Origin of the sequence: Pseudomonas sp. 31 R 17, from assembly GCF_900004915.1 — a bacterium.
In the GTDB taxonomy this organism is placed as follows: Bacteria; Pseudomonadota; Gammaproteobacteria; order Pseudomonadales; family Pseudomonadaceae; genus Aquipseudomonas; species Aquipseudomonas orientalis_A.
In genome coordinates this window covers 146,666-169,934 of sequence record NZ_CVTN01000073.1, presented here as the reverse complement: position 1 = coordinate 169,934, position 23,269 = coordinate 146,666, and the positions used below count along the sequence as shown (strand labels likewise).

Genomic DNA, 23,269 nt, shown 5'->3' with positions numbered 1-23,269 from the left:
GCTTATGACCACTCCCACGACGGCCGGCGCGGCCCAACTCGATACGTCCCGCACACCGCCGTTGCTGCGCATTACCGGTGACTGGACGCTTGACCATTACGCAAAGCTGAAGAAGCTGTCGAACACACTCGACGGCCAATACGACGCCGGCGCGCACATCGACCTTAACGGCCTCGGCGCCCTGGATACTGCCGGCGCTTCGCTGCTGGTGGAGTTGCTGGGCCCCGAACGTATCGAACGCTCCGCCGAGCAGAGCGATTGCAGCCTGTCCGCCGCCGACCGGGCACTGCTCAAGACGGTCTACCGCTCGCTCAATGATTTTTGCGTACCGCTCAAGGAGCCGGAAGAGGGCGCCGGTGTGCAACTGCTGGCGCGCATCGGCCGCGCCGTGGACACCGTCTGGCAAGACGGGATGAAACTGTTGGGCTTCATCGGCCTGATCCTCGAAACCTTCGTGCGCGGCATCCTGCGGCCCAAGCGCTGGCGCCTGACGCCGGTGGTCGCGCATATCGAACAGACCGGCCTGGATGCCGCGCCTATCGTTGCGCTGCTGACCTTTCTGGTCGGCGCCGTGGTGGCCTTCCTCGGCGCCACCGTGCTCAAGAGCTTCGGCGCGACGATCTTCACCGTGGACCTGGTGGCGTTTTCATTCCTGCGCGAATTTGGCGTGTTGCTCACCGCCATCCTGATCGCCGGTCGCACGGCCAGCGCCTTCACCGCACAAATCGGCTCGATGAAGGCCAACGAAGAAATCGACGCGATCCGCACCCTGGGCCTGGACCCGATGGAGCTGCTGGTGCTGCCGCGGGTCCTGGCATTGCTGGTGGCGCTGCCGATGCTGACATTCCTGGCGATGCTCTCGGGGATTGTCGGCGGTGGCGTGGTGTGTGCGGTGGCCCTGGATATTTCGCCGGCGATGTTTCTGTCGCTGCTGCAATCGGACATCGGCGTGCAGCATTTTCTGGTGGGCATGGTGAAAGCGCCTATCTTCGCGTTCCTGATCGCCGCAATCGGTTGCCTGGAAGGCTTCAAGGTCAGCGGCAGTGCCGAGTCGGTCGGCGCGCACACCACCTCCAGCGTGGTGCAGTCGATTTTCGTGGTGATCGTGCTGGACGCGGTCGCGGCAATGTTTTTCATGGAGATGGGCTGGTGAGTCGTCTGCATCGAGCGCCCACTGAGGCGGTGATTGAAGTTCGCGGCCTGTGCAATCGCTTTGGCAGCCAGAGCGTGCACGAGAATCTCGACCTGGATTTGTACAAGGGCGAGATCCTGGCGGTGGTCGGCGGCTCCGGCAGCGGCAAGTCGGTGTTGCTGCGCAGCATCGTCGGCCTGCGGCGACCCAGCGAAGGGCAAGTGCGGGTATTGGGCAAGGACCTGCCGAATTTGTCCGAGCATGAACGTTCACTGGTGGAACGGCGCTTCGGCGTGCTGTTCCAGAAGGGCGCCTTGTTTTCCTCGCTGACCGTCACCGAGAACGTCGCCTTGCCGTTGATCGAGCATGCCGGGCTCAGCCGCGCCGATGCCGAGCATCTGGCGGCGGTCAAGCTGGCCCTGGCCGGGCTGCCGTTGTCGGCGGCCGACAAGTACCCGGCGTCGCTGTCCGGCGGCATGATCAAGCGCGCCGCCCTGGCGCGCGCGCTGGCCCTGGACCCGGACATCCTGTTTCTCGACGAACCCACCGCCGGCCTTGACCCGATTGGCGCGGCGCAATTCGACCAACTGATCCTGACCCTGCGCGACGCGCTGGGCTTGAGTGTGTTCCTGGTCACTCACGACCTCGACACGCTGTACACCATCACCGACCGCGTGGCGGTGCTGGCGCAGAAGAAAGTCCTGGTGGCGGACGCCATCGATGTCGTCTCGGAAACCGATGACGCCTGGATCCACGAATATTTCCACGGCCCCCGAGGCCGCGCGGCATTGGATGCCGCTCAATCGCTCAACGAGGTATGACATGGAAACCCGAGCCCATCATGTGATGATCGGACTGTTCAGCGTAATAGTGGTGGTCGGCGCGATGCTGTTCGGCCTGTGGCTGGCCAAATCCAGCGTCGACAGCGCCTTCCAGGACTATGAGGTGGTATTCAACGAAGCGGTCAGCGGCCTGTCCCAGGGCAGTTCGGTGCAGTACAGCGGGATCAAGGTGGGCGATGTCACCAGCCTGCGTCTGGACCCCAAGGACCCGCGCCGCGTGCTGGCGCGCATCCGCCTGGCCGGGCAAACGCCGATCAAGGAAGACACCCAGGCCAAACTGGCACTGACCGGCATCACCGGCACGTCGATCATCCAACTCAGTGGCGGCACCCCGCAGAGCCCGGAACTCAAGGGCAAGGACGGCAACCTGCCGGAGATCATCGCGTCGCCGTCGCCCATCGCCCGCCTGCTCAATAACAGCAACGACCTGATGACCAGCGTCAACCTGCTGCTGCATAACGCCAACCAGCTGTTCTCCCGGGAAAACGTCGAACGCTTGAGCACCACCCTGGACAATCTGCAGCAAACCACCGGCGCCATCGCAGAACAGCGCGGCGACATCAAAGTGGTGATGCAGCAATTGATGCAAGTGAGCAAGCAGGCCGGCGGCGCGCTGGAACAGACCACCGTATTGATGCGCAACGCCAATGGTTTGCTCAACGACCAAGGCAAGCAAGCCTTTGGCAGCGCGGAGCAGGCAATGAAGTCCCTCGAGCAAAGCACCGCCACCCTCAACACCTTGCTGGCCAACAACAAGGACTCGGTGAACAGCGGCCTGCAGGGCCTCAATGAACTGGCGCCGGCCGTGCGCGAACTGCGCGAAACCCTCGGTTCGCTGCGCGCCATCTCCCGCCGCCTGGAAGCCAACCCCAGCGGTTACCTGCTGGGCAGTGACAAGAACAAGGAGTTCACGCCATGAAGCGCGCTTACCGAATCATCGCCCCCGTGGCCTTTGCATTGATGAGCGCGTGCTCGATCCTGCCCAAGCCGGACCCGTCCGACGTCTACCGCCTGGCGTCGACCCAGCCCGTCAGTCAAGGTACGCCGGTGAGCTGGTCACTGCGCGTGACCAAGCCACAAACCAGCGAATTTCTCGACAGCCCACGCATCGCGGTGGTGCCCAATGGCGATCTGATCAGCAGCTATGCCCACTCGCGCTGGAGCGACCCGGCGCCGGTGCTGTTGCGCAATCGCCTGCTGGATGGCTTCCAGCGTGATGGGCGGGTGACGCTGTTGAGTACCGATGAGACCAACCTGCAGGCGGACTATGAACTGGGAGGCCAGTTGCAGGCGTTTCAGAGCGAATACCACGGCACGGCAGTGGAGGCGGTGATTCGCCTGGATGCTCGGCTGGTGCGCGGCAGTGATCAAAGGATCATTGCCAGTCGGCGGTTTGAGGTGAGGCAGAAGGTGGGGGATACCAAGGTGCCGGCGGTGGTGGCTGCTTTTGGGCAAGCCGGGGATCAACTGAATAGGCAGGTAGTGGATTGGGTTGTGGCGCAAGGCAACACTACACCTAAAGGTTGAGGGCCTCATCGGGGGCAAGCCCCCTCCCACAATTTGAATGCATTCACAGATCAACATGTGGGAGGGGGCTTGCCCCCGATAGCAATCCAAGCCTCAACCAAAGAACCAGTAGCACACCGCAATAGCCGCCACCACGCCGGCAAACTCCGCCAACAACGCACACCCCACCGCATGCCGCGCCCGCTGGATGCCCACCGACCCGAAGTACACCGCCAACACATAAAACGTGGTCTCGGTACTGCCCTGGATCGTCGCCGCTACCAACGCCGGGAAGCTGTCCACCCCCTGGGTCTGCATGGTCTCGATCAGCATCGCCCGCGCCGCGCTGCCGGAGAACGGCTTGACCATCGCAGTGGGCAGTGCGTCGACAAACCGCGTGTCCATGCCGGTCCAGGCCACCAGGTGGCGAATCCCTTCCAGGCCGAAGTCCAACGCGCCGGAGGCACGCAACACACCCACCGCACAGAGCATCGCCACCAGATAGGGCAGCAGGTTCTTGGCAACGTCAAAACCTTCCTTGGCACCTTCGACAAAGGCCTCATACACCTTGACCTTGCGCAAGGCGCCGATCACCAGGAACAGCATGATCAAGCCAAACAGCGTGAGGTTGCCCAGGATCGAAGACAACCCGGCCAGCGCCGTGGCGGACAGGGTCGCCAGCAGCGCCATGAAGCCCCCCAGCACCAACGCGCCGGGAATCAGGTAGGCGAGCACGACCGGGTCCCACAGGCGCAGGCGCTGCATCACCGCTACCGACAGCAGGCCGACCAGCGTCGACGCGCTGGTGGCCAGCAGGATCGGCAGAAACACCAGCGTCGGGTCGGCAGCGCCTTGCTGGGCGCGGTACATGAAGATGGTCACCGGCAACAGCGTCAGCGAGGACGCATTGAGCACCAGGAACAGGATCTGTGCGTTGCTCGCCGTATTGGGGATGGGGTTGAGTTCCTGCAGCGCCTTCATGGCCTTGAGGCCGATGGGCGTGGCGGCGTTGTCCAGGCCCAGGCCGTTGGCGGCGAAATTGAGGGTGATCAAGCCGATGGCAGGGTGACCGGCGGGCACCTCCGGCATCAGGCGACGAAACAGCGGGCCCAGAGCCTTCGCCAGCCAGTCGACGATCCCGGCTTTTTCGGCGATACGCAGAAAACCCAGCCACAACGTCAGGGTGCCGAACAAGAGCACCATGACCTCCACCGACAATTTGGCCATGGCAAAAATGCTTTCCACCATCGCCGCAAAAATTCCGGCGTTACCGCCCACCAGCCATTGCGCCAGTGCTGACACCATTGCCACCACAAAGAAGCCAAGCCACAGGCCATTGAGCATCAGTTGAATCCCCCGAAAGATGGGCGAATGATAACGGGGCTGGCAGAAACGACAAACCCCGGAATTATCCGGGGTTTGTGTCAGAGCATTCGAGCGATCAGCCGCGAGTGATCTCGCCGGCCGGCAGCACCTCTTTGCTGCGCCAGTGCGGCAGCGAATTCCAGTAGCGCTCGCCCTTGGCATCGTCGTACATGCCTTCCCAGCGCGAGATAACCAGCACGGCCAAGGCGTTGCCGATCACGTTCAGCGCAGTACGCGCCATGTCCATCACACGGTCGACACCCGCGATAAACGCCAGGCCTTCCAGTGGGATGCCCACGCTGCCCAGGGTAGCCAGCAGCACCACGAAGGACACACCCGGCACGCCGGCGATGCCTTTGGAGGTGACCATCAGGGTCAGCACCAGCATCAGTTGCTGGCCGATCGACAGGTCGATGCCGTACAGCTGGGCAATGAAGATCGCGGCGATGCTCTGGTACAGGGTCGAACCGTCGAGATTGAACGAGTAACCCGTCGGCACCACGAAGCTGCAGATCGCCTTGGGCGCGCCGTAGGCTTCCATCTTCTCGATCACACGCGGCAGTACGGTTTCGGAACTGGCGGTGGAGTAGGCAAGCACCAGCTCGTCCTTGAAGATGCGCATCAGCTTGAGGATCGAGAAACCAAACAGGCGGGCGATCAGGCCCAGCACCGCAAACGCGAAGAACAGAATCGCGACGTAAACCAGGATCACCAGCTTGGCCAATGGCAGCAGCGAGGCGAAGCCGAAGTTGGCGACCGTCACCGCGATCAGCGCAAATACACCGATAGGGGCGTACTTCATGATCATGTGAGTGACTTTGAACATGCTCTCGGACACGCCCTGGAACATGGTCACCAGCGGCTCGCGCAGTTCCGGCTTGAGGCTCGACAAGCCCAGGCCGAACAGCACGGAGAAGAAGATGATCGGCAGCATCTCGCCACGGGCGACGGCTGCGAAGATGTTCGACGGGATCAGGTTGAGAATGGTCTCGATGAACGCATGCTCATGCTGCACTTCGGCGGCGGTGGCCTGGTACTTGGAGATATCGACAGTACCCAGGGTACTCATGTCGATGCCCGCGCCCGGATGGAACAGGTTGGCCAGCAACAGGCCGACCACGATGGCGATGGTGGTGACTACTTCAAAGTAAAGGATGGTCTTGACGCCGATGCGGCCCAGCTTTTTCGCGTCACCCACACCGGCAATACCGACGATCAGCGACGAAATCACGATTGGGATAACGATCATCTTGATCAGGCGGATAAAGATATCGCCTGCCGGCTGCAGCACGTTGCTGATCCACCAGGCCTTTTCAGCACTGAAATGGTTGAGCACTGCACCGATTGCGATCCCCAGCACCAAACCGATGAGGATCTGCCAGGCGAGGCTTAGCTTTGCCTTCTTCATGTCATTACCCTTACTTCAAGTGAACTTAAGGCAAATGCGCCAGCTGGACCGCTCGAAAGCGAAAAAGTGTGAGCATCTGCCTCCATGGAAGGTCACCGCAGCGTGGCCGAAATGGCTTACTGGCAGGCGAAAAAAGGCGCAACTATTCCCATGCAAGGCGGCGACGTCTAATGCCGTAAACGCCTACCCTATGCCGAATCGGCATGGTTTTTTTTGAAAATAATTGTCTGAACGGTCAGTTCGGATACGCCATTGAAGCGGGTGAACCGGCCGTGAAGCTGCCAATTCCGGCTTGCGCAGAGGTAGCCGAGGACTTGGGGTGTTGGGTAGAAAAGCCTGGAATATCCGCGGCATGGCGTAAGAAACAGCCTATTGCGCTCGGAAAAATTTATCGATGGATGGTCGCGCCGACACACTACGTAATGATTGGCGAGAGGCAAAACGAGGAATGCCGGCTATGACCGGCATGATGCCCGGGCTTTGAGAGTCATAAGCCCGCCGCAAGTTCAGCAAGCTTGAGGACTTGTGAACTTGCGTCGCAGCTTTTCACCTGACCCGGCCCTTGCGCAGGCACTCCCTGTACCCGTAGGTCACGCCGATCCTGATCGATCAGAGCAACCCGGCCCCCTGGTCATGCATCGCATTCGGTATGCGATGCAAACAGAAAGAAGCGAACTGGCTTCTTTCTATGGACGCCGGCTCCGTAAGACGGAACCTAGTACCAATTCGGATCTTTCTTCAGCTGCTCCATAAGCAGCTTCTGCATACCTTCATCCGGCTTACCGATAAAGCGGTAATCGGCATGCCGCGTCGGCGATTTGTCCGCCGGCAGGCCGGCCGGGACTTCCACCAACATGGCGTAGGCATCTTCCTTATCGAAGCTGAAAGCGACGATCAGGCGCTTGTTCCGGCAGGTATCTGCCGTTTCACACAGCGGACCTACCAAGTACTTCTCACCATCTTCTTCGACAGCGTTCATCTGCTCCGCCGCGCCCGACAGGTTCATCACCCATTCGGGCAGGCGCTGCTCTTTCTTGACCACGCCTTGCCAGGTTTCACGGTATTGCGCATCCGTGCTGAGCAATTCATTGGCCCGGGATTGGCCGTCATTGGCGGCCATCACCAGGCTGCTGCCGCCCAACAGCAGGGCGGCGGCTATGGCTTTAAAAGGCACAGTGGTCATATTCAGCCTCGGCCTTTACGACCAAAGAAGAACGACGCGATAAACATCACCAGGAAGACCACGAAGAGAATCTTGGCGATACCCGTAGCGGTGCCGGCGATACCACCGAAGCCCAGGACTGCAGCCACAATGGCGATGATCAGAAATGTGATTGCCCAACTCAACATGGTGATTCTCCTTAAGCTTTCATAGGGGTAACAGCGGTGATGCCATGCAATCGCTCGACGCGAGCGACGATGTGTTGCTTAGAACACCCAGCGTTCTTGAACCGGCAGTTCACTCAGGGTGGACTCCTGGTCTGCCAGTCGCAGTTGCGGGGCGGTTACATCGGCAGTCGTGCTGCCAACGGAACGAAAATGGGTCTGGGTCATGACGGGGCGTTCGAACTGCGGGGCTTGCTGCTGACTCTGCTGCCAATGCTGCATCTGCTGGCCGGCAATCAGCGTGACCGTCAACGCCAGGCTGGCGAACAGACCTTGCTGCACATGAAGCGGCGATACACGCAATTGGCTGAGGCTTTGGCGAGTCATACTGCTTTCTCCCGCATTCTGATTATTCGGTCATGACGCTCTATGCAGTACCTATTGCAGAGCTCATGCCAGCTTTTTTACAAAATAAAACTCAATAAAATCAGATAGTTAAGAATTATCTGTCGGCACACAGCACAGCATCCTGCACGATGCACGGTCAGGGGCCGTGCGAAATGCACGATGGTCAGTGGTCGGGTCGAGGGATCGAAAGCGAATGGGCGATTGCCGAAGGGGCGAGAAGCTATGAAAACGCCACTAGATCGGGCCTTTTACTAGGGCGTGTAGGAAGATGTGCAGATAGCTACGCGATGCTTCCTTTTATCGATCAGAATAAACCATGCAACTTGCCCGATTATTCCGGGACTAAACACCAACATTCACAGTTAAGGAGCGCGGGACAGATGGAATCAGCCAAGGAACTTCAAGGCCGCATTCTTTTAGTGGATGACGAGTCCGCGATCCTCCGTACCTTCCGCTATTGCCTGGAAGATGAAGGCTACACCGTCGCCACCGCCAACAGCGCAGCCCAAGCCGATGCGTTGATGCAACGCCAAGTGTTCGACCTGTGCTTTCTCGACTTGCGCCTGGGCGAGGACAACGGCCTGGATGTATTGGCGCATATGCGTATTCAAGCGCCATGGATGCGTGTCGTGATCGTTACCGCCCATTCGGCGGTGGACACTGCAGTCGATGCGATCCAGGCCGGCGCCGCCGACTACCTGGTCAAGCCCTGCAGCCCGGACCAACTGCGCCTGGCCACCGCCAAGCAGCTTGAAGTACGCCAACTCTCGGCACGCCTGGAAGCCCTGGAAGGCGCGGTGCGCCAGCCCAAGGACGGCCTCGACTCCCATAGCCCGGCCATGATGGTGGTACTGGAAACCGCACGGCAGGTCGCCGGCACCGATGCCAATATCTTGATCCTCGGCGAGTCAGGCACCGGTAAAGGCGAGTTGGCGCGGGCCATTCACGGCTGGAGCAAACGCTCGAAAAAATCCTGCGTGACCATCAACTGCCCATCGTTGACCGCAGAACTGATGGAGAGCGAACTGTTCGGCCACAGCCGCGGCGCATTTACCGGCGCCAGCGAAAGCACATTGGGCCGCGTCAACCAGGCCGACGGCGGCACGCTGTTTCTCGACGAGATCGGCGACTTTCCGCTGACTCTGCAACCCAAGTTGCTGCGATTCATTCAGGACAAGGAATACGAGCGAGTGGGCGACCCGGTTACCCGCCGCGCAGACGTGCGTATTCTCGCCGCCACCAACCTGAACCTGGAAGACATGGTGCGCGACGGCCGCTTCCGTGAAGACCTGCTGTACCGCCTCAACGTCATCACGTTGCACCTGCCGCCGTTGCGCGAGCGCAGCGAAGACATCCTCACCCTGGCCGACCGCTTCCTGGCGCGTTTCGTCAAGGAATATGCCCGCCCGGCGCGCGGCTTCAGCGATCAGGCGCGCGAAGCGCTGCTCAACTATCGCTGGCCCGGCAACATCCGCGAGCTGCGCAACGTTGTGGAACGCGCCAGCATCATCTGCCCTCAGGAGAAGGTCGAGATCAGCCACCTCGGCATGGCCGAGCAACCGACCAACAACGCCCCACGCATCGGTGCGGCACTGAGCCTGGACGAATTGGAAAAAGCCCATATCGGCGCGGTACTTGCCACCAGCGATACACTGGATCAAGCCGCCCGCACCCTCGGCATCGATGCGTCGACCCTGTATCGCAAACGCAAACAGTACAACTTATGAGCTGTACCTCATGAAGCTCGCGATGAAACTGCGCACCCGGTTATTCCTGAGCATCTCGGCGCTGATCACCGTGGCCCTGCTGGGGCTGATCCTGGGCCTGGTCAGCGTGATGCAGATGGCCAAGACCCAGGAGTCGTTGATTCGCAGCAATTTCGTCACCCTGGACCTGGGTGTGAAGTTGCGCCAGAGCCTGGGCGATCAACTGATCATGATGCTCGAAAAGCGGCCTGATCCTGCTGCCCTGCAAGCCTCCAAACAGCGCTACTTTGACCTGTTGGACCAGGGCATAGCCCATGAACAGCGTGACGGTCACACCCACGGTTTCGAGCAGGCACGCGAGGACTATCAGAACCTGCTGCAGGCTTTTGACGAGTCTCAACAGAACCCGTCTCTGCCGAGCAGCAGGCAAAAGCTCACTGAAGCCTTCAATACCCTGCGCAACGGGCTGATCGTTCACCACAAGCTGGCGCTGGAAAATATCAGCACCAGCGAGCATAAATCCCGTGAACGTGCGCTGCTCGTCGCCAGCTTGCTGGGGCTGGTGGGCCTTGCGGTGCTGATCATCGGCTTCGTGACTGCCCATGGCATTGCCCGGCGATTCGGCGCACCCATCGAAGCGCTGGCCAAGGCTGCCGATAAAATCGGGCAAGGCGATTTCGAAGTGACATTACCGATATCGACGGCGGCGGAAATGAACCTGCTGACCCGTCGCTTCGGCATCATGGCCGAGGCCTTGCGCCAACACCAGGCCACCAATGTCGATGAGTTGCTCGCCGGTCAGCAGCGCTTGCAGGCGGTGCTCGACAGCATCGACGATGGTCTGCTGATGATCGACCGCCAAGGCCGCCTTGAACACCTCAACCCCGTCGCGCAACGCCAGCTGGGTTGGGACGAAGAGCGCCTCGGCCAGGGCCTGGGCGAAGCGCTGGGCCGCCCGGAAATGGATGAACAACTGCATCTGGTGCTGCGCGGCGGCAATCTGGAGCGGGCGCCGGAAGATCTGGAAGTGGAAGTCGAAGGTGAGCTGCGCCTGCTGACGTACAGCCTGACCCCGGTGAGCCACACCGAGGGGCATATTCTGGGCGCCGTGATGGTGCTGCATGACGTCACCGAGCAACGTGCCTTTGAGCGGGTGCGCAGCGAGTTCGTGTTGCGCGCCTCCCATGAATTGCGTACACCGGTGACCGGCATGCACATGGCCTTCGGACTTTTCCGCGAACGAGCCAAGTTCCCGGCTGAGTCACGCGAAGCCGACCTGCTGGACACGGTCAACGAAGAAATGCAGCGGTTGATGCAGTTGATCAACGATTTGCTCAACTTCTCGCGCTACCAGAACGGCCTGCAGAAACTCACGCTGGGGCCGTGCGACGTCACCGACCTGCTGGAACATGCCCGGGCCCGGTTCGCCGAACCGGCGAACGCGCAACGCGTCGAACTGCTGGTGGAAGCCCAGTCAGGCCTGCCACGCCTGTACGCCGACCAGGCGCAACTGGAGCGCGTGCTCGACAACTTGCTGGGCAATGCCCTGCGGCATACTGCCGAGGATGGACAGATTCGCTTGCAGGCGCGACGTCATGGCGAACGGGTGATTATCAGCGTCGAGGACAACGGTGAAGGCATTGCCTACGGCCAGCAGGGGCGCATCTTCGAGCCCTTCGTGCAGGTAGGGCGCAAGAAAGGCGGCGCCGGCCTGGGGCTGGCGCTGTGCAAGGAAATCGTGCAATTGCACGGCGGCCGCATGGGCGTGTATTCACGGCCGGGGCAGGGCACACAGTTCTATATGGCCTTGCCTCTGTAAGACCCCATTCAGCGTTGGTTCAAGGCGCGCAGGATTGCCGCACTTTGCGCATCCGGCGTTCCGTCGAACAACGATGGGCGGAAACGCATCTGGAATGCGGCGATCACGTGACGCGTGGCCACGTCCAGCTCACCGGTCTGCGGCGTCGGGTAGCCCAGACGCGCCAGTTCTTCCTGGAACCAGGTGATGCTCGGCAGCTGCGCGGCGTACTGCTGCTGCAATTGCGCCACTGCCTGGGCATTCGGCCAGACCCCCAGACCCTCATCGGCCAGGCGCTTCCATGGGAACAACGGGCCCGGGTCCAATTTACGCAGCGGCGCGATATCGCTATGCCCGATGATATTCCTGGGGTTGATACCGTTACGCTTGCTGATGTCCTTGAGCAGCACCACCAGCGACTTCACCTGCGCCTCGGAGTACGGGTACCACACCCGGCCGGTCGGGGTATCGCTATAGCCGGGGTTGACGATCTCGATGCCGATGGAGCTGGAGTTGAGCCAGGTACGCCCCATCCACTCGCTTTCCCCCGCATGCCAGGCACGCTGGCTTTCATCAACCAGCTTGTAGATTGTGCCTGAGGCGTCATCGCCGATCAGGTAGTGGCTGCTGACCTGGCCGTGGGTCAGCAGCGCGAGGGAGCGCTCGAGGTTGGCAGAGGTGTAGTGCACCACCACGAACTGCACGCGGTTGTCGTGATTCACGGAAGGATGGCTGGTATTGATGCGCGGGCCGCTGGAGCAGCCGGCGAGCAGAACAACGGCAACGGCGATGAAGAAAGATTTCATAGGAGAAGGCATTACACAAAGGACGATAATGCAACAGTGTAACGTACCGCTGGCGGGCAAGCGGTCAAATTACATATTCAGAACATTTTTTACGCCGCCTGCACCCGATTACGCCCCGCCGCCTTGGCCCTGTAAAGCGCTTCATCGGCGCGCTTGAGTACCAGGTCACTGCGCTCGCCCGGCTGGAACTGCGCCACGCCCATGGATACGGTGATGGTCACCGGTTCGCCCTTGAAGTGGAACGGGCAAGCCTCGATGGCCACTCGCAACACGTCACCGACAGCCAAGGCATCCGCCAGGGCCGAATCGGGCATCAACAACACAAATTCTTCGCCGCCGAAGCGCGCAATAAAATCGGTCGGACGCAGGCGTTTGCGCAGCACATTGGCGATGATCTTCAGGACTTTATCGCCGGCCAGGTGGCCGTAGCCGTCGTTGATACGCTTGAAGTGGTCGAGGTCCAGCATGGCCAGTGACAGGCTGTTGCCACGCTGGTGCCAGGCATTGACCTCATGATCCAGGCGCTCACTCCAGGCCGCGCGGTTGGGCAGGCCGGTGAGCGGATCGATCAGCGCCTTCTGGCGCTGTATCTCCAAATGCTCACGATAGCCCTGGGCTTCCTGCTCCATGTTCGCCACCCGTTCAGCCAGGCCCTGGAGCCGCGCGGCCACTTCCTGCTCGCGCTGGTCGCGCTGTTGTCGGTGCTCGTCCATGGTGCCGAGCAAGCCCTCGAGGTGGCTCTCCAGCACCTGCTTGAGGCTGTCCAGATCGGCCGCGTCCTGCACGCTGCTTTGCAGGCCGTCTACCTGTTCGCGAATTTGCGTGTCCAGCTCCCGCGCGGCGGAGCGGCTGTCGGCGTGCCCTTCGCTGGCGACCTGCAGGTGACCCTGGAATGCCTCAAGACGCTCGTTGAGCTGTTTAAGGTAAGCCTCGAATTCATGCTGGCCGCTGTCGGTAACCGCCAGCATCAGCACCGCCAGGTCGTCGAGGATCGGCAGCAGCTCGTACCAGTTCAAGCCATCGGCCAGGCGTTCGCGCATGGCTTCGGCCTGGGGTCGGTGGCGCTCGGGCAGGGACAGGTCTTCCAGCAGGCCGAGCAAGGTGTCTTCAATATGCTTGGCAACCGAGCTATAGGAAGGCTCGGGCGAATCGGGCAGGGCGTAGAGACCATCCGACTGCACGGCGTCGGGGTCAGGCTCTGCGGTATCCAATACGGGCGGGAGTGAAAGGCTGCCGATCAGCGTTTCCTCTGGCGTATCGACGGAGTCTTGGGGCGCTTCGATAAAAGCCGCGAGTGCACTTTCGGGAGCGGCGTCATCGGCTGGGGTGTCAGGCGCCTCACGATCGAAGGTTTCGTCGGGCATGGGCGCGAGCGGCGTTTGAGCAGGCGCTTGGAACTCGGACGTTACGCCGGCCGGTACCTCTTTGACGGCAGGCGCAGAGACGTCCGTTGTCGGCGGCAACGGCGCGAAAGCTCGCAATGCCTGGGTCAGCTCCTCGGAGTGCGCGGGTTCCGGGGCTTCAAGCGCTGCAGGCGAGGGCGCGACGGAGAGTGGCGCAGGGGGTGTCTCGGGCTCGGGGGCTTCGCTTGAGGGCTCCTTGGCACCAAACAGGCGCTGTAATAACCCGGGCCCGGAGCGCGGCGTTTCGCCATCCGGCTCCAGGTTATTCAGCGCCTGTTCCTGCAGGCTGCTCAACTCGCTGAGCAGCAGCGGTATTTCCCGTGCCTGCCCGACTCGACCGTCAAGCTGCTTGGCGAAGGTTTTCAGCGGGCGCGCCACCTCACGGGGCAGCGGCAGTTTCTGCAACTGCGCGACCAGGGCGGTGAGGGCGGTACTGATTTGGTCAACCCGGGTTTCGCGGCGCTGCTCGGAATCCAGCACGGCCTTTTCCAGACGCGGCAGCAGGGCGGCCAGGGCGGCGTCCATGTCGTCAGTGCGCACGACATCGCGCATTTCCTTCATGCACTGATCGACAGCGCGGTCAGTCCCTTCCGCCGCCAGCGTGCTGCGCACCAGCCCTCGACGCAACAGATCGAGGCGGGCGGCCCAGCGGCGTTCGAGCTTGTCTTGCTGCTCAACGCCTTTAAGGTACTTTTCTTTCCAGCGCTGGGCGTCGTCGCTCATGCAACAGGTCCGCCGGGGCCAGGGCTCAATGCGGGGAACGCATCAGCCGTCAGCGAGCCCGGCAGACGAATTTCCACCGCGACCGGCAGGTGATCGGAAATGGGGTGCGCCAGCACCTGCACACTTTCCAGTGTGAGGCTCGGGCTGAGCAGGATATGGTCCAGGCAGCGCTGCGGGCGCCAACTGGGAAACGTGGCTTCGACTTGCGGCGCCAGTAAGCCGAGGTCACGCAGCGGGGAATTCTGCAGCAGGTCGTTGGCGTGGGTGTTCATGTCCCCCATCAACACCTGATGCTTGTAGTTGCCAATCAAGTCGCGCACGTAGGCCAACTGGAGGTTGCGCGTACGCCCGCCGAGGGCCAGGTGCATCATCACCACCACCAGGGCTTCCGGGCCTTCGCCAAAACGCACCAGGATCGCACCGCGCCCCTTGGGGCCTGGCAACGGGTGATCCTCGATGACTGTCGGCTTCAGGCGACTGAGCACACCATTGCTGTGCTGCGCCAGGCGCCCGAGGTTGCGATTGAGTTGCTGGTACCAGTAGGGGAAGGCACCGAGCTGGGCAAGGTGCTCCACCTGATTGATGTAGCCGGAGCGCAGGCTGCCGCCGTCGGCTTCCTGCAGGGCGACCAGGTCGAAGTCGCTGAGCAGGTCGCCGATTCTCTGCAGGTTGCCGGTACGCCCCTTGTGCGGCAGCAAGTGCTGCCAGCCACGCGTGAGGTAGTGCCGATATTTCTCGGTACTGTTACCCACCTGAATATTGAAACTGAGCAGGCGCAAGCGGCTGTCCGCCGGCAGGCCTGTGGACTCCAGGTGATGTTCGTTGACCTGCGGATCATGCAGGCCGACGACACGCTCGGTACCCCAACGACGCATGGCGAGCCCCTTACTTGGCTGCGCGCTCTTTGGCGATCAGCTGGTCGGCGACATTGAGGACCGCTTCAGGACCACCGGCAGTGCCAAGGTCGAAACGGTACTTGCCGTTGACGATCAGGGTCGGTACGCCTTGCACGCCATACTTCTGCGCGAGTTCCTTGGCCTGCTTGATCTGGCCCTGGATGGCAAAGGAATTGAAGGTGGCCAGGAACTTGTCTTTATCGACACCCTGGGTGGCAACGAAGTCAGCCATTTCGTCCGGCTTGGTCAGGCGCTTGCCTTCTTTCTGGATCGCGTTGAATACCGCGTTGTGGACCTTGTGCTCCACACCCATGGCTTCCAGGGTCAGGAACAGCTGGCCGTGGGCATCCCATGGGCCGCCGAACATGGCCGGAATGCGTTTGAAGTTCACGTCCTTGGGCAGCTTTTCGGCCCAGGGGTTGATGGTCGGTTCAAAGGCGTAGCAATGCGGGCAGCCATACCAGAACAGCTCCACCACCTCGATTTTGCCGGGCACCGAAACCGGGACCGGGTTAGTCAGTTCAACGTAGGTTTTACCGGCTTCAAGCGGCACGTCGGCAGCTTGTGCGGTCATGCCGAAGAGACTGGCAGTGACGAGAGCGGCGCTGAGGATCAGATTACGCATGCTTTACTCCTGGACAAATAAAGTCGCCTCACGCGACCTTTATGTGTGACAGGTCTACGCGGACATGAGTTCGTTAGTGTAACGGCAGCGGCCACAAAAAAGGGCGGCCGTGGCCACCCTTTTTATGCTTGCATCGACGGATTAATCGAGCGTTAACGTTGCCGTCTGTCAGTGCAGGCCCTGGATGTAACTGGAGATTGCAGCAATGTCTTCATCGCTCAGTTTGCGGGCGATGGTGCGCATGGTCATTGCGTCGCCATCATTGGCCCGGCCGGCTTCTTCCTTGCGGAAGTCGGTCAGCTGTTTGGCGATGTAGGCAGCGTGCTGGCCGCTCAAGTGCGGGAAGCCGGCGGCGGCGTTGCCTGCGCCATTTGGCGAATGGCAGCCGGTACAGGCGGGCAGGCCCTTGTCCAGGTCGCCGCCACGGAACAGTTTCTCGCCACGGGCGACCAGTTTCGGATCGGCAGCTCCCACACTGCCTTTCTGGCTGGCAAAATACGCCGCGATGTCAGCGATGTCCTGATCGCTGGAGTTGGCCAGCAAGCCGGTCATTTCCAGCACCACGCGCTTGCCATCCTTGATTTCGTGCATCTGCTTGGCCAGGTAACGTTCACCCTGGCCGGCCAATTTGGGGAAGTTCGGCGCCGGGCTGTTACCGTCCGGTCCATGGCAAGCACCACACACGGCGGCTTTCGCCTGCCCCGCGGTAGCGTCGCCTGCGGCATGGGCAATACCGGTGATGCCCAAGGTCAACAGCAGACTCACGATCAGTTTGTTCATCAGCTAATCCAACTACGGCTAAGGGTTTAAGAGTTATCTACCGGGTTTACTCACCATCAACTCATTGATGGCCTGGTAATCCTCGGTACTGCAGTCCATGCACAAACCACGCGGCGGCATTGCCTTGAAACCCTGGGGCAATCACTTGATCATGTGTCGATCAATTCAGGGTTTGAGAGCGTTTTGCGTTCTAATGCGCAATAAAGGTCTTTTCGCTCCCGTGAACGTCATCCTTCGCTGGGACAAAGCACACACAAAATCTGCGGCATTATATACTGGCGCTACTGAAACGGAAACGACACCGCTTGCCGCACCCTTTTTCGGCACCGCCCACATCGGAAATCTCATGCAACTCAAGAATCCCATCCTCGGCCTGTGCCAACAGTCCACCTTCATGCTCAGCGCCGCCAAAGTGGACCAATGCCCCGATGACGAAGGCTTTGAAGTCGCCTTTGCCGGCCGTTCCAACGCTGGCAAGTCCAGCGCCCTGAACACGCTCACCCATGCCAGCCTGGCACGCACCTCGAAAACCCCGGGTCGCACGCAGTTGCTCAATTTCTTCAAGCTAGACGATGATCGGCGTCTGGTCGACCTGCCGGGCTACGGTTATGCGAAAGTCCCTATCCCGTTGAAGCTGCACTGGCAGCGTCACCTGGAGGCTTACCTGGGTGGTCGGGAGAGTTTGAAAGGTCTGATCCTGATGATGGACATCCGTCATCCAATGACCGATTTCGACTTGTTGATGCTCGATTGGGCGGTCGCCAGCGGCATGCCGATGCATATCCTGCTGACCAAGGCCGACAAGCTGACCTACGGCGCGGCCAAGAATACCCTGCTCAAAGTGCAGTCCGAAATCCGCAAGGGTTGGGGCGATGCCATCACCATCCAATTGTTCTCCGCGCCAAAGCGCATGGGCCTGGAAGACGCCTACACCGTACTGGCCGGCTGGATGGAATTGGCGGACAAGGGCGCGGAAATCGCCGAATAACTTTTGCGCAGGCAAAAAAAACCCCGGACTTCGTATGGGGAGGGGAAGTTCGGGGTCCAAGTTCCGAACCGCTAGGGCGGGGTCCGGATATCTGCCAACACTTAACACAACATAGGAGCATTGAAGGGCTTCACCACCCATTCAGTAACTCTGAGTGGCAGTTCACAGGTTAAGTTCCGGCAGGTTCAAAAAACACTTGGAAATAACTGACGGCAGCTTCCGATCTAAAGCGTTTCGCCATCACCGGTTGTGACGGCGAAACCGCAGAATCAATGCGCCTCGTCCCAGTTATCGCCAACGCCCACGTCCACTACCAGGGGCACGTCCAACTGAGCCGCAGCGCTCATGTGCTCGCGAATTCTTTCGCTGACCTCGGCGACCAGATCCTCACGGACCTCCAGTACCAGTTCGTCGTGCACCTGAAGGATAACCTTGGCGTCCAGGCCTGATTCCGTCAGCCAGTCGTCCACCTTCACCATGGCCTTCTTGATGATGTCCGCTGCCGTGCCCTGCATCGGCGCGTTGATCGCGGTGCGTTCTGCCGCCGCGCGCTCCTGGGGCTTGTTGGAGTTGATGTCCGGCAAGTACAGGCGCCGCCCGAAGAAGGTTTCCACGTAGCCCTGGTCCGCCGCCTGGGCACGGGTGCGCTCCATGTACTCGCGCACACCGGGGTAGCGGGCGAAGTACACATCGATATAGGCCTTGGCAGTCTTGGTGTCGACGCCAATGTCCTTGCCCAGCTTCTGGGCGCCCATGCCATAGATCAGGCCGAAGTTGATCGCCTTGGCGCTGCGGCGCTGGTTGGAGGTGACTTCGCTCAACTCAACCTTGAACACCTCGGCAGCCGTGGCGGTGTGCACGTCCAGATCATTGCGAAAGGCATTCATCAACCCTTCGTCCTTGGACAGGTGCGCCATGATCCGCAGTTCGATCTGCGAATAGTCCGCCGCCAGCAGCTTGTAACCCTTGGGCGCGATAAACGCCTGGCGAATGCGCCGCCCCTCGGCGGTGCGCACCGGGATGTTCTGCAGGTTCGGATCGCTGGAGGACAGACGCCCGGTCGCCGCCACCGCCTGGTGGTAGGACGTATGAATACGCCCGGTACGCGGGTTGATCTGTTCCGGCAGGCGGTCGGTGTAGGTGCTTTTCAGCTTGCTCATGCTGCGGTACTGCATGAGTACCTTGGGCAATGGAAAATCATCCTCCGCCAGCTTGGCCAGCACTTCTTCAGCGGTGGATGCCTGGCCCTTGCCGGTTTTTTTCAATACGGGCATGCCGAGCTTCTCGTAGAGGATCGCCCCAAGCTGCTTGGGCGAACCCAGGTTGAATGCCTCACCGGCGATTTCGAAGGCCTGGCGCTCCAGCTCGATCATCTTGTTGCCCAGCTCGATGCTCTGGATGCCCAGCAGGTCCTTGTCCACCAAGGCACCCTGGCGCTCGATACGCGCCAGCACCGGCACCAACGGAATTTCGATATCCGTCAGTACGCTGGCCAGGCTCGGGATCGCGGTCAACTTCGCGTGCAGTGCCTGATGCAGGCGCAAGGTCACGTCGGCATCTTCGGCTGCGTAGGGGCCGGCTTGCTCAAGGGCGATCTGGTCGAAGGTGAGCTGTTTGGCGCCCCTGCCGGCGATGTCCTGGAAGCTCACGGTGGCGTGGTCCAGGTACTTCTTCGCCAGGCTGTCCATGTCATGGCGGGTCGCGGTGGAGTTCAGCACGTAGGATTCGAGCATGGTATCGAAGGCGATGCCGCGCACGGTGATGCCGCGCGCCGGGTCGCCACCGATGGCGCAGTTGGCCAGGATGTTCATGTCGAACTTGGCGTGCTGGCCCACCTTGAGCTTGGCCGGATCTTCCAGCAAGGGCTTCAAGGCCAGCAGTACGGTGTCACGGTCCAATTGCTCCGGCGCGCCCGTGTAGGCATGCGTCAGCGGAATATAGGCGGCTTCGTGGGCCTGTACCGCAAACGACAGCCCAACCAATTGGGCCTGTTGGGCGTCGATCCCGGTGGTCTCGGTATCGAAGGCAAACAACGTCGCGTCGTTGAGTTTCTTCAGCCACAGATCAAACGTGGCCTGGTCAAGAATGGTGGTGTACACCGTCTCCACCGGCACTGCGAGAACCGCCTCGGCAGTCGCCTCGGCGGCAGGTGCAACTTCGTTGGTCGCCTTGAGTTCGACACGCTTGCTATCGCGCTGGATCTCGTCGTACCAGCTCTTGAACTCGAGCAGCGTGTACAGCTCCAGCAACTTTTCGCGATCCGGCTCGATCAGGTGCAAGTCGTCCAGGCCGATGTCCAGAGGCACGTCGATTTTGATCGTCGCCAGCCGATAGGACAGGAACGCCATCTCCCTGTGCTCTTCCAGCTTGGCCGGCAGCGTCTTGGCGCCCCGAATCGGCAGGGTCGGCACAATGTCCAACTGCTCATACAGCTCTTTGAGACCGCCATTGACCCCCACCAGCAAACCGGAGGCGGTCTTCGGACCGATGCCGGGAACCCCAGGGATGTTGTCGGAGGAATCGCCCATCAACGCCAGATAATCGATGATCTGCTCCGGAGCGACGCCGAATTTCTCCTTTACGCCCTCGATGTCCATCGAACTACCGGTCATGGTGTTGACCAAGGTAATGTGCCCGTCCACCAATTGCGCCATGTCCTTGTCGCCGGTGGAGATCACCACCGGGCGGTCAGCGGCGGCGCTGCTGCGGGCCAGGGTGCCGATCACGTCATCGGCCTCGACGCCTTCGACGCACAGCAACGGGAAGCCCAGGGCGATCACGCTCTGGTGCAGGGGCTCGATCTGCAGGCGCATGTCATCGGGCATGCTCGGGCGATTGGCCTTGTAGTCGGCGAACATTTCATCGCGAAAGGTTCCGCCCTTGGCGTCGAATACCACGGCGAACGGGCTGTCCGGGTATTGCTTGCGCAGGCTCTTGAGCATGTTCAACACGCCCTTGACCGCACCGGTCGGCAGGCCTTTGGAGGTGGTCAACGGTGGCAGCGCGTGGAAGGCGCGGTACAGATAAGAAGAACCGTCCACCAGGACGAGGGGCGCTTGGCTCATGAGCAGGATCAACCTTTTCGGCGGGTCAGGCGCTAGAATAGCCGGACCAATGAAAACAAAGGGACAAGGTTATCATGCGTACATTCAATCGCCTGCTGTTGACTGGCTTGATTGCACTCGCTCCGATGGCTGCCATGGCGGCAGACGATGCCCCATCGGGCGATCCGGAAGTGACCATTCGCACGGAAGGCGACAAGACCATCCAGGAGTACCGTCAAAACGGCTTCCTGTATGCCATCAAGGTAACGCCGAAAGGCGCCCCACCGTATTTCCTGGTACGCGCGGATGGAACCGACGCGAACTTCATCCGTTCTGACCAGCCGGATATGCTGATCCCGTCATGGAAGATCTTCGAATGGAAATGATTCCCTAATTTCAACCGGCGCCGCCCTGAGCGGCGCCCGTAACGGCAGTTTTAACCATGTCTGTGTTCACCCCCCTGGCTCGGTCCGAGCTGGAAACCTTTCTTGCCCCTTACGGGCTCGGCCGCCTGCTTGATTTCCAGGGGATTGCCGCCGGTAGCGAAAACACCAATTTCTTTATCAGCCTGGAGCAGGGCGAGTTCGTCCTGACCCTGGTTGAGCGCGGCCCCGTGGCGGAAATGCCGTTCTTTATCGAACTGCTCGACGTGCTCCACGACGCCGACCTGCCGGTGCCCTACGCCCTGCGTACCACCGACGGTATCGCTTTGCGCGAACTCAAGGGCAAACCCGCCTTGCTGCAACCGCGCCTGGCCGGCAAGCACATCACGCACGCCAACGCCCAGCATTGCGCCCAGGTCGGCGACCTGCTCGGCCACCTGCACCTGGCGACCCAGGGCGACAAGGTGTTGGAACGCAGGACCGATCGCGGGCTGGACTGGATGCTCAGTGAGGGCGCGCAGCTGATTTCGCACCTCAACGATGCACAACAGCGCCTGCTGCAGGACGCGTTGAGCGAGATCGAAACCCACAAGGCACAGATCCTCGCCCTGCCGCGCGCCAACGTTCACGCCGACCTGTTCCGCGATAACGCGATGTTCGAAGGCACGCACCTGACCGGCCTGATCGACTTCTACAACGCCTGCTCCGGGCCGATGCTGTATGACGTCGCCATCGCCTTGAATGACTGGTGTTCGGACGCCGACGGCGTGATTGATGGGCCGCGCGCCCGTGCGCTGCTGGGTGCTTATGCGGGGTTGCGGCCGTTTACCGCCAAGGAAGCCGAGCTATGGCCGACCCTGTTGCGCGTGGCGTGCGTGCGGTTCTGGCTGTCGCGGCTGATCGCGGCCGAGTCGTTTGCCGGGCAGGATGTGTTGATTCACGATCCTGCCGAATTCGAGCATCGCCTGCTGCAGCGCCAACAGGTCACTGTGCATCTGCCGTTCGCGCTCTAAAGACCTGCTCAGTCCAAATGTAGGAGCGAGCTCGCTCGCGAAAAACGTCAACGATAACGCGTGCTTTCTGAATGAACGCGGTGCCTGTGAGTTTTTCGCGAGCAAGCTCGCTCCTACAACAAGCCTTAACGCTTGCCCCACATTTAGAGTGACTCCAGGCATCCAGCCAGATCATTGCCGAGCTTTTCCAGCACCTGCTCATACCCCTGCGCAGTGGCCGGGGTGTAGCCGCCCAGCGCATCCAGCTCTGCCAATTTCACCGGCAACCCGGCAACCAATGTTTCGGCCAATCGCGGCCGCAGCGGCGGCTCGCTGAACACGCACGTCTTGCCCACTTCCTGCAGCCGCGTACGCATCGCCGCCACATGCTGGGCGCCGGGCTGCACTTCGGCGGCTACGCTGAACACCCCGGTGTGCTTCAAGCCGTAAGCGTCTTCGAAGTAATCAAAGGCCTCGTGAAACACAAAGTAGGGCTTGCGTTCAACGCCTGCCAGGCGCTTCTTCAAGCGTATATCCAGCGCATCCAGGCGACCCGCGAAGGCTTTGGCGTTGCTCAGGTAACGCTCGGCGTTGGCCGGGTCGACCGCACTGAAGTCAGCCGCCATCCGCGCCGCGATGACGCGCGCGTTCACTGTCGACAACCACAAATGCGCATCGACGCTGCCGGGACGATGATCGTGATCATGTTCGTCGGCTTCGTCGGCATGGGAGTGGCTATCTTCGCCGAAACGGCGCAGTTTCATGCCTGGCAGATCCTGCACGGCCACCGTCGCTGCGGTACGGCCTTTCAGCACGCGCGGCAGGAAAGTTTCCATGTCAGGCCCGATCCAGTACAGCAGGTCGACCGACTGCACGCGCCGTACGTCGGATGGACGCAAGGCGAAGTTATGCGGCGACGCACCCGGCGGCAGCAATACCTCCGGAACGGCCACTCCATCCTGCACAGCCGCGGCGATCAGTTGCAGCGGCTTGATGCTGGTCAGCACCTTGACCTCGGCCTGAGCAGCGCCAGCCACGAACAAACTGGTGACAAATACGACAAAAACGGGAAAAAGTCGGGACACGATGACCACTCAATGGCATAGGAACAGGTAACATAATAACGTCTCTATCAAAT

The 23,269-nt window shown here is 60.9% G+C and carries 21 protein-coding genes and 1 pseudogene; 9 read left to right on the top strand and 13 right to left on the bottom strand.

Annotated elements, in window-relative coordinates:
* Positions 1 to 4: 4 nt before the first annotated feature.
* The 4 genes from BFP89_RS18135 to BFP89_RS18120 are packed head-to-tail and all read left to right on the top strand — an operon-like array spanning position 5 to position 3,501.
* Positions 5 to 1,153, top strand: coding sequence for an ABC transporter permease (locus BFP89_RS18135; protein WP_065886790.1), 1,149 nt, complete (start codon positions 5 to 7; stop codon positions 1,151 to 1,153).
* Positions 1,150 to 1,953 carry an ABC transporter ATP-binding protein gene (locus BFP89_RS18130; RefSeq protein ID WP_065886789.1) on the top strand — a complete coding sequence of 268 codons (804 nt, stop codon included), beginning with the start codon at positions 1,150 to 1,152 and terminating at the stop codon, positions 1,951 to 1,953. Before BFP89_RS18135 ends, BFP89_RS18130 begins: the two co-directional genes overlap by 4 nt.
* Position 1,954: 1 nt before the next feature.
* Positions 1,955 to 2,893 carry an MlaD family protein gene (locus BFP89_RS18125; protein ID WP_065886788.1) on the top strand — a complete coding sequence of 313 codons (939 nt, stop codon included), beginning with the start codon at positions 1,955 to 1,957 and terminating at the stop codon, positions 2,891 to 2,893.
* Positions 2,890 to 3,501 carry an ABC-type transport auxiliary lipoprotein family protein gene (locus BFP89_RS18120; protein ID WP_065886787.1) on the top strand — a complete coding sequence of 204 codons (612 nt, stop codon included), beginning with the start codon at positions 2,890 to 2,892 and terminating at the stop codon, positions 3,499 to 3,501. The genes BFP89_RS18125 and BFP89_RS18120 overlap by 4 nt, the downstream gene beginning before the upstream one ends.
* Positions 3,502 to 3,594: 93 nt before the next feature.
* On the opposite strand, the gene BFP89_RS18115 is transcribed toward BFP89_RS18120, so the two are convergent.
* The 5 genes from BFP89_RS18115 to BFP89_RS18095 form a co-directional block, all read right to left on the bottom strand.
* Positions 3,595 to 4,824: a nucleoside recognition domain-containing protein gene (locus BFP89_RS18115; RefSeq protein WP_048721443.1), complete on the bottom strand. Its 1,230-nt coding sequence runs from the start codon at positions 4,822 to 4,824 to the stop codon at positions 3,595 to 3,597.
* A 97-nt stretch (positions 4,825 to 4,921) separates the two neighbouring features.
* A complete protein-coding gene (gene gltP / locus BFP89_RS18110) occupies positions 4,922 to 6,253 on the bottom strand; it encodes a glutamate/aspartate:proton symporter GltP (RefSeq protein ID WP_065886786.1) in 1,332 nt (443 codons plus the stop codon).
* Between the two features lie 715 nt (positions 6,254 to 6,968).
* Positions 6,969 to 7,436 (bottom strand): inhibitor of vertebrate lysozyme family protein, encoded by a 468-nt coding sequence (locus BFP89_RS18105; protein WP_065886785.1) that lies wholly within the window; start codon positions 7,434 to 7,436, stop codon positions 6,969 to 6,971.
* A 2-nt stretch (positions 7,437 to 7,438) separates the two neighbouring features.
* A complete protein-coding gene (locus BFP89_RS18100; protein WP_003187386.1) occupies positions 7,439 to 7,603 on the bottom strand; it encodes a DUF1328 domain-containing protein in 165 nt (54 codons plus the stop codon).
* A 78-nt stretch (positions 7,604 to 7,681) separates the two neighbouring features.
* The gene (locus BFP89_RS18095) at positions 7,682 to 7,966 is read right to left on the bottom strand and encodes a hypothetical protein (protein WP_065886784.1); all 285 of its coding nucleotides are present in this window, start codon (positions 7,964 to 7,966) and stop codon (positions 7,682 to 7,684) included.
* A 401-nt stretch (positions 7,967 to 8,367) separates the two neighbouring features.
* Between BFP89_RS18095 and algB the strand changes: the two genes are divergently transcribed.
* Both algB and BFP89_RS18085 read left to right on the top strand, forming a co-directional pair.
* On the top strand, positions 8,368 to 9,714 hold the full coding sequence (gene algB, locus BFP89_RS18090; protein WP_057725682.1) for a sigma-54-dependent response regulator transcription factor AlgB: 1,347 nt from the start codon (positions 8,368 to 8,370) through the stop codon (positions 9,712 to 9,714).
* Positions 9,715 to 9,724: 10 nt separating this feature from the next.
* Complete coding sequence (locus BFP89_RS18085; protein ID WP_065886783.1) at positions 9,725 to 11,512, top strand: ATP-binding protein; 1,788 nt, start codon at positions 9,725 to 9,727, stop codon at positions 11,510 to 11,512.
* Between the two features lie 8 nt (positions 11,513 to 11,520).
* On the opposite strand, the gene BFP89_RS18080 is transcribed toward BFP89_RS18085, so the two are convergent.
* The 6 genes and pseudogenes from BFP89_RS18080 to BFP89_RS29400 all read right to left on the bottom strand — a co-directional run.
* Positions 11,521 to 12,297, bottom strand: coding sequence for an N-acetylmuramoyl-L-alanine amidase (locus BFP89_RS18080; protein ID WP_065886782.1), 777 nt, complete (start codon positions 12,295 to 12,297; stop codon positions 11,521 to 11,523).
* 89 nt (positions 12,298 to 12,386) lie between these two features.
* Positions 12,387 to 14,423: a diguanylate cyclase gene (locus BFP89_RS18075; RefSeq protein ID WP_065886781.1), complete on the bottom strand. Its 2,037-nt coding sequence runs from the start codon at positions 14,421 to 14,423 to the stop codon at positions 12,387 to 12,389.
* On the bottom strand, positions 14,420 to 15,298 hold the full coding sequence (locus tag BFP89_RS18070) for an endonuclease/exonuclease/phosphatase family protein (protein WP_065886780.1): 879 nt from the start codon (positions 15,296 to 15,298) through the stop codon (positions 14,420 to 14,422). The genes BFP89_RS18075 and BFP89_RS18070 overlap by 4 nt, the downstream gene beginning before the upstream one ends.
* Positions 15,299 to 15,308: 10 nt before the next feature.
* On the bottom strand, positions 15,309 to 15,944 hold the full coding sequence (gene dsbA, locus BFP89_RS18065) for a thiol:disulfide interchange protein DsbA (protein WP_065886779.1): 636 nt from the start codon (positions 15,942 to 15,944) through the stop codon (positions 15,309 to 15,311).
* Positions 15,945 to 16,112: 168 nt separating this feature from the next.
* Entirely contained in the window at positions 16,113 to 16,724 is a 612-nt protein-coding gene (locus tag BFP89_RS18060; protein ID WP_065886778.1) for a c-type cytochrome, read from the bottom strand.
* Positions 16,725 to 16,757: 33 nt separating this feature from the next.
* Positions 16,758 to 16,859 (bottom strand): annotated as a pseudogene (locus BFP89_RS29400) (cytochrome); the annotation flags it as partial.
* Between the two features lie 211 nt (positions 16,860 to 17,070).
* On the opposite strand from BFP89_RS29400, the gene yihA reads away from it, so the two are divergent.
* Complete coding sequence (yihA, locus tag BFP89_RS18055; RefSeq protein ID WP_042943980.1) at positions 17,071 to 17,712, top strand: ribosome biogenesis GTP-binding protein YihA/YsxC; 642 nt, start codon at positions 17,071 to 17,073, stop codon at positions 17,710 to 17,712.
* A 269-nt stretch (positions 17,713 to 17,981) separates the two neighbouring features.
* On the opposite strand, the gene polA is transcribed toward yihA, so the two are convergent.
* A complete protein-coding gene (gene polA, locus BFP89_RS18050; RefSeq protein WP_065886777.1) occupies positions 17,982 to 20,777 on the bottom strand; it encodes a DNA polymerase I in 2,796 nt (931 codons plus the stop codon).
* 74 nt (positions 20,778 to 20,851) lie between these two features.
* On the opposite strand from polA, the gene BFP89_RS18045 reads away from it, so the two are divergent.
* The gene (locus BFP89_RS18045; RefSeq protein ID WP_017528747.1) at positions 20,852 to 21,142 is read left to right on the top strand and encodes a DUF2782 domain-containing protein; all 291 of its coding nucleotides are present in this window, start codon (positions 20,852 to 20,854) and stop codon (positions 21,140 to 21,142) included.
* Between the two features lie 56 nt (positions 21,143 to 21,198).
* Entirely contained in the window at positions 21,199 to 22,152 is a 954-nt protein-coding gene (locus BFP89_RS18040; RefSeq protein WP_065886776.1) for a homoserine kinase, read from the top strand.
* A gap of 143 nt (positions 22,153 to 22,295) precedes the next feature.
* Here BFP89_RS18040 and BFP89_RS18035 read toward each other — a convergent pair whose 3' ends face one another.
* Positions 22,296 to 23,225 (bottom strand): zinc ABC transporter substrate-binding protein, encoded by a 930-nt coding sequence (locus tag BFP89_RS18035; RefSeq protein WP_065886775.1) that lies wholly within the window; start codon positions 23,223 to 23,225, stop codon positions 22,296 to 22,298.
* Between the last annotated feature and the right edge of the window lie 44 nt (positions 23,226 to 23,269).